The following is a 5,185-nucleotide window of genomic DNA, read 5'->3' as shown; positions in this document are numbered from 1 at the left end:
ACCTTTGCAACAACATCACAAGGTCTATGATGCTGCCACCTTTGCCCAAGCCGAAATCATACCAGAGATTCCGTGCAAGGTCCACTTTCAAGCTGGCGTTATAGTCTTCCCGATAGGGTGCATTGTAAAGGGCATAACTTCCGTATTGCTTGACGGGCTGTATGCCCCGAGCATGAAGGTAATCCGCTATGGATATTCCCTTAATACTTTGTAAGTCGTAATATTCGTTGTTCATTGCTGTTTTTGTTGGGTTTGGGTTATTCATATTCATTGTTCGTTATTTCATTGTTTGTTCTGTTTCCTCTTTTTATCTTACTACCCGTCGACACTCTGATAAGTGATTGACAGTGAAAGAGAAAAGTGTAACATTTCCCTCCATTTTATCTTTCTACTTATTCCTTCTACACCGTATAGCCATTCATTCTGCCGTAGAAGCGTAGCAAGATGGTAGTAAGCTGTGTCGCAATATGAATACCTCCTGCAATCCTTTCTCTTTCACCGTATTATCATCCTTTGTAGTAATGTAGTAAGGAGAATAGGAAAGGAAAGAAAAGAGAAAGAAGAATTGCAAAGGAGAGGGATAACAACAGAGTGCTATGGCGGTTGCTCGGGGTAAATCTTGCGGACGGCATACGCATATACGGGATTGCCGTTTACCCTGCGACACTCTCTCGTATAGCCTGCCTTTCGCAGGGCTTCACCCATCCGTTTGGGAGAGAGCTGCTGTCGGGTGTAGATGGAGAGGTAGCCAACTATCTCCGAATTGGTCATATAAAAACGCTTGGTGGCTTTTTCCGCTTCCGTTGGAAAGGTGAAATAGCGGAGCAATAGTTCCATTTCGGCCGTATAGACTTGGAAGGCTTCGCTATTATGGTGCAGTTCGATAATCTCCTCATCATTGAACCAATAGCGAAATCCGCTTTTTAGTAGTGCTTTGGCNTCGCTATACACAGCATCCATTGGGATTGTCTTGGCTNGGTCTATATCTATCGCCAATACCTCAAAAGGTAGGAAACGTCGGCTTCCTGTCGGGTCGGTGAGAAAGTCGTTTCCATTGACCGATGCCACGAAACTTGCCAAGTGCGGTCGCTCCACGATATGCTTCTCGTAAGGCATACGGTACTTCACCTGCGGGCAGGTTATCAGGTTCTTCAGCTCGTTCTCGTCTCGCTTATTGAGGGCTTTGAGTTGGTCGTCGATGTTGATGATGAGATTTTGACCGATAAGACTCAATACATCTTTCTCCTGTGGGTATATCTTTCCTGTATAGCGGTAGTCGGATAGAGCTGGTGGACAGAGCAGGTCAAGGAACGTGGTTTTGAATTTTCCCTGCTCGCCTGTCAGCACAAGGCAGGTATGATTACAGCATTGTCTGTCGTCCATTGCATTGGCGACCACTGCCACGAGCCATTTGGTGATATATTCTTTCCATTTCTCAGGATTGGCTACACTCACGCAGTCGGCAAGTGCGGTAATCGCTCCTTTCTTGGCTTCTTCCATTATCGGTAAGCTGTGGAAATAAGCCTGCACAGGATTGATGCGTGGAGAGAAATCGCTTTCGATGATGCTGTACAGTTTCTCGGGCGAGGTCTGTACGCCCGCTTCCTTGTCCAATGCTCGTTTGAGGGTATTGATACGGTAGCGGTCTATGACTGTGTAATCGTCCGTTCCTCGTGGACGGTACTCTGCTCGATGCAATACAGAGTTGTACAGAAACTCATATCGCTCCGAAAGGAACTCCTCTATTTGTATGTTCTTTGAGATGTTGTCGCTGTTTTCTTTTTTCATTGTGCGGATTGCTTTCTGTTACTTGTTTTTGATGTTTGGCACGTTTACGGTTGCCAAAGCCAAGTTAGGCAGCCTTTCTCGCAGAGCCAAAGGTTGCGGTGTTCTTGCATTGTGGTGCATTGCATTTCCCTGCTACTGCACAATGGGAAAGCCCCTTTTCACTCAACAACAGGGAGAAACAGGCAAAATAAGTGTGCGGATTGCACGATGGATAACTGTGCAGTCTGCAACCTTTCGCAAGGTTTCGCACTATCCGAAAGGAACAAATGGATTTTCGGGCGATGCAGGAAGATTTGAAAAGGAAAAATAGAGGATGTATGGTGTGCGGACTTCCTGCCGTTTCCCTCTTCTTCCCTGCTTATCCCTACCTCTTCGGGAATCGAAATCCACTGCTTACTTTTGCGTCAGAAATCAATAATAACGCAAATAAAACAACAACGAAAAATGAGATTTACAGCCATTGACACCTCCGCTTGGAAGGAACTGAAAGAGAGCAATATGGAACTGACCGACTGCTTCAATGAACATTTCGCCCCATCTGCCGAACTGCCTGACCTTCTGCACAATGGGGATGTGTGCCGAATACTGAACATCAGTAAGCGGACACTCCAGCATTATCGGTACACCTCCGTGTTGCCATTCATTCAAATCGGGCATAAGTGCTATTACAAACGTGAGGACGTTGAGAAACTCCTCGCCAAGTCTGATACTCATAAATAAAACGAACTATGGAATACGAAACCATCAGTAAAGAAACACCCGAGATGAAACAGCTCATCTCGGGTATCAGAAACCTAACGAAGCGTGTGCGAACAACGGCACAGATACACCGTCCTTTATTTGAGGGCGAACTCTATCTCACAGGGCGAGAGGTATGCAAAAGGCTCTTTCTTTCTCCCCGCACCTTACAGGATTATCGGGACAAGGGCATTTTCCCATACACGCAGATTGCAGGAAAGATACTCTATCGTATGTCTGACCTGCAACGGATTTTACAAGAGAATTATNTAAACAGAAACCTGCATCAATAACGGTGCAGGTTTTTCTTTTTCCTTCTGTATAACANAGTCTCGTTTTCAATTTGCATTAAATATTTGAGTTTTCTTTGTAGAGCCTATAAAAAACAATACCTTTGCAGTTGAGCGNATTATGTGTTTAAATATCAAAGACATCCTCTCAATAATATGAAAATAAATTTAGAAGCATTTAATCTGGAATTACTACAGAAGAGTCTATTATCCGAAGAAGAGAAAAAGGTTCTTCTTCGTTTATGGAATGATGAGTATCCTATTATTATATCGCATAGTTCATTGCAGAGTTTTAATCATTACTTANATAGTTTAGAGAATGTCACACACTATTTATTGANGGACTTGTCGTACAATATAATCAAAGGATGGGCTTTTACATTTGANAGAGATGGTCTTCGTTGGTTTGCTATTATACTATCTCCGACTATTCAGAAAAAAGGAATTGGACGTATAATACTGAAATATTTCATCTCAAAAGAAAAGCATCTCAGTGCTTGGGTTATTGACAACGATAGATATGTTAAATCTAATGGGCAACCATATTTGTCCCCCCTGTTATTTTATACAAAACTTGGATGTAGAATATCAAAGAAGGACACATCTGCATCTGGTGAACTTTCAGTTATTAAGATAGACTTTTAGTGACATTATAAGGTTAATTTTACGCCCCTCTACTATCCACCTGTTTATCTTCTCACCTAATTTTTTGTATTACTACCACATATAAGGTTTATTGCATTTTTAACTACATTGGAATGAAAAAAATAAATGATATTCTTAATCATATTCTGCGAATTGAAAATGGATTCAAGCATATCAACGATGGAGCTACAGAAATAATGAAAATGTATCCCCAAAAGCAATGTTTTGAATTGGCACTTGACTTGTTCAAGCACGAAGCCTATCAAGCCCGAATGTTATCAACTACATTATTTGGACTTTTAGCTGTAGAGAATGATAATGCGCTTCGTTTTTTAAAGGAACAAGTAAGCACTGATGAAAATTGGCGTGTGCAGGAAATGCTTGCAAAGGCTTTTGATGAGATTTGCAAACACAGAGGATATGAAGCATCCTTGCCACTCATCGAAGAGTGGATAAATAGTGATAATCCGAATGTTGTCCGTGCAGTAACGGAGGGATTGAGNATTTGGACAAGTCGCCCATTCTTCAAAGAGAACCCATCGGTTGCTATTGCCCTAATCAGTAAGCACAAGGCACACGAAAGCGAATATCTTAGAAAATCCGTTGGAAACGCTTTGAGGGATATAAGCAAGAAGCACGCAGAATTGATACGGCAAGAGGTGGAGCAATGGGATTTATCCAATCCTCNAATTATGTTCACTTACAAATTTGCAGCAAAGTTATTAAAGTAAAAAAGATATATCAATGAAACAGAAAGTATTATTTATCATATTGAATGAATACACGGATTGGGAGGGGGCTTTTCTCTCTACGGCTCTTCACGTGGGCGTGATACCAGGCGGTGAAATAAAGTATGAAGTGCATACCGTTGCCCCTACAGAAGACGCTGTCCGTTCTATCGGAGGTTTTAGAACTTTACCCGATTATTCTTTTGAGAATATGCCGAAAGATTATGCCGCATTAGTGCTTATCGGCGGCAACTGTTGGGACTCGCCTGAAGCAGAACTTGTCGTACATTTGGTACAGGAGGCTTTGGATAAAGGTAAAATCATCGGGGCGATATGCAACGGTGCTTCATTCCTATGTTCGCACGGTTTTCTGAANAATGTAAAACATACGGGTAACGGTCTCGACCAACTCAAGAAATGGGGTGGAATCGGTTACACTAACGCAGAGAATTATGTGGAAGCACAAGCCGTCAGTGACAAGAATATTGTTACGGCAAACGGTGTCGGACATTTGGAATTCACTCGAGAGATGCTTCTATTGCTGGAAGCCAATACTCNCGAAAACATTGNTTCATGGTATGATTTCTATAAAAACGGATTTGTGAGATAAAATTATTTTTCTGAAATACTAAACTTTATGNTCGTAATGTCAAACATAAAAGCCACGTTTCCGTGCAATTTACAGANCGTTTGGCAAGTCGTAACATCNCTAACAGACTATTCGTGGAGAAGTGATGTTNAAAAGATAGAGNTCATATCAGACACGCAATTTGTAGAAATAACGAAGANTGGATATAAAACAACTTTCANGGTAACAAGACAAGAGCCTTGTTGTCGATGGGAGTTTGANGTGGAGAATGACAATATGAAAGGACATTGGGTCGGTGTTTTCNGTGGCAATGAAAAGAATGCTACGATTGACTTTACAGAACACATTGAGCCTAAGAAATGGTTTATGATTCCGTTTGTGAAGATTTATTTGAAATATCGGCAAGC

Annotated in this window: 6 protein-coding genes and 1 pseudogene; 5 read left to right on the top strand and 2 right to left on the bottom strand. The window is 41.8% G+C overall.

Going from position 1 to position 5,185, the window contains the following annotated elements:
* Together HMPREF9304_RS09290 and HMPREF9304_RS09285 are read right to left on the bottom strand one after the other, a co-directional pair.
* Positions 1-235 (bottom strand): annotated as a pseudogene (locus HMPREF9304_RS09290) (toprim domain-containing protein); the annotation flags it as partial.
* Between the two features lie 359 nt (positions 236-594).
* On the bottom strand, positions 595-1,788 hold the full coding sequence (locus HMPREF9304_RS09285) for a VapE domain-containing protein (protein WP_036928428.1): 1,194 nt from the start codon (positions 1,786-1,788) through the stop codon (positions 595-597).
* 31 nt (positions 1,789-1,819) lie between these two features.
* Between HMPREF9304_RS09285 and HMPREF9304_RS09280 the strand changes: the two genes are divergently transcribed.
* From HMPREF9304_RS09280 to HMPREF9304_RS09255, 5 genes are all read left to right on the top strand, one after another.
* Complete coding sequence (locus HMPREF9304_RS09280) at positions 1,820-2,098, top strand: hypothetical protein (protein ID WP_036928427.1); 279 nt, start codon at positions 1,820-1,822, stop codon at positions 2,096-2,098.
* A gap of 134 nt (positions 2,099-2,232) precedes the next feature.
* Positions 2,233-2,508, top strand: coding sequence for a helix-turn-helix domain-containing protein (locus tag HMPREF9304_RS14095; RefSeq protein ID WP_081953684.1), 276 nt, complete (start codon positions 2,233-2,235; stop codon positions 2,506-2,508).
* Between the two features lie 8 nt (positions 2,509-2,516).
* Positions 2,517-2,819 (top strand): helix-turn-helix domain-containing protein, encoded by a 303-nt coding sequence (locus tag HMPREF9304_RS09270; protein ID WP_036928423.1) that lies wholly within the window; start codon positions 2,517-2,519, stop codon positions 2,817-2,819.
* Positions 2,820-3,574: 755 nt separating this feature from the next.
* Positions 3,575-4,192: a DNA alkylation repair protein gene (locus HMPREF9304_RS09260; protein WP_036928421.1), complete on the top strand. Its 618-nt coding sequence runs from the start codon at positions 3,575-3,577 to the stop codon at positions 4,190-4,192.
* 13 nt (positions 4,193-4,205) lie between these two features.
* Positions 4,206-4,799, top strand: coding sequence for a type 1 glutamine amidotransferase family protein (locus HMPREF9304_RS09255; protein WP_036928418.1), 594 nt, complete (start codon positions 4,206-4,208; stop codon positions 4,797-4,799).
* The last annotated feature ends 386 nt before the right edge of the window (positions 4,800-5,185 follow it).

Source organism: Hoylesella timonensis S9-PR14 (assembly GCF_000762405.1).
GTDB lineage: Bacteria > Bacteroidota > Bacteroidia > Bacteroidales > Bacteroidaceae > Prevotella > Prevotella timonensis_A.
This window is presented reverse-complemented; position numbering and strand designations above follow the sequence as displayed.